Source organism: Nocardioides pelophilus (assembly GCF_014180685.1).
Lineage (GTDB): Bacteria > Actinomycetota > Actinomycetes > Propionibacteriales > Nocardioidaceae > Nocardioides > Nocardioides pelophilus.
In genome coordinates this window covers 1-1,074 of sequence record NZ_JACEHF010000317.1, presented here as the reverse complement: position 1 = coordinate 1,074, position 1,074 = coordinate 1, and the positions used below count along the sequence as shown (strand labels likewise).

Here is a 1,074-nt window from a genome sequence, read left to right as displayed (position 1 = left end):
CCACCCCCCGCCCCTGCGAGCTGCCGCCGCCGAGCGAGGCGACCAGGACCACCGAGCCGAGGCTGCCGAGCATCGGGATCGCGCTGGTCGCCACGCTGCCGACACCCTCGGCGGCGGGCAGTCGTGGTGGCTCGTCGATGCGGATCCGGTCGGTCGGCGGCTCCGGAGGTGCGGTCATGCAGGGAGTCGACCCGGGTCCGGCCTGCTCGAAACCGCCGCAGCGGCCGGCTGTGGACAACGCGGGACCCCGGTTTCCGGGTGGCATCCGCCCGGGCACACCCGGGTCGGCACCGCCCGGTGCCGCTTGACCACCCCGATGAGAGGAGCGCCACCATGGCGAACCCCGATGAGTTCGGCCAGGGCGACGGCACCCTGAGCCACGCGGCAGGTCTGGTGACCGATGCCCGGACCGACTTCACCGCCTACAGTGCCCGGCTCGACGGCCAGATCGCCGCCGTGCAGGGCAGGTGGGGCGGCCGCGGCGCGCAGGCGTTCTTCGTCCTCCACCAGGCATGGACCGAGAAGCAGCGGACGATCGTCGACGCCCTCGACGACTTCGCCGGGTCGCTGACCTCGACCGAGCAGGACAACACCGCCACCGACGACGAGATCGGCGCGAGCTATGCCCAGCTCCGCGGCCGGCTCGGCTGACCTCCGAAGGAGTCACGAGATGGGATCGAACCTCGACGGCCTGCGCGTCCAGCACAGCGCGCTCGACCAGGCCGCCACCGACATGTTCCAGACGGTCAAGGACATCGACGACCGGATGAACAGCCTCGAGTCCGAGCTCGAGCCGCTGCGCAGCGCGTGGGCCGGCCACGCCCAGGAGGCCTACGTCCGCGCCAAGGCGACGTGGGACCGGGCGATCCAGGAGATGCGCGACCTGCTCGACGAGAGCCATCGCACCGTCCACCGGTCCAACGCCGAGTACCAAGCGGTCGACCGGCGCGGCGCGGCCCGCTTCGACTTCTAGGCCGACGGCCGGTGGCCGATCGGCTGCTCCGGGTCACCGCCGCCTCCGGCGGGCGGCGCCGCGACCTGGCCGTTCCCGGCGGGGTCGCCGTCGCCGAGCTG

General features: G+C 73.2%; 2 protein-coding genes. Both read left to right on the top strand.

All coding sequences use genetic code 11. The features are described from left to right. Positions 1-333 precede the first annotated feature (333 nt). Positions 334-651 carry a WXG100 family type VII secretion target gene (locus H0488_RS23355; RefSeq protein ID WP_183101548.1) on the top strand — a complete coding sequence of 106 codons (318 nt, stop codon included), beginning with the start codon at positions 334-336 and terminating at the stop codon, positions 649-651. Between the two features lie 19 nt (positions 652-670). Then, positions 671-973, top strand: a complete 303-nt coding sequence (locus H0488_RS23350; protein ID WP_183101547.1) for a WXG100 family type VII secretion target — start codon at positions 671-673, stop codon at positions 971-973. The last annotated feature ends 101 nt before the right edge of the window (positions 974-1,074 follow it).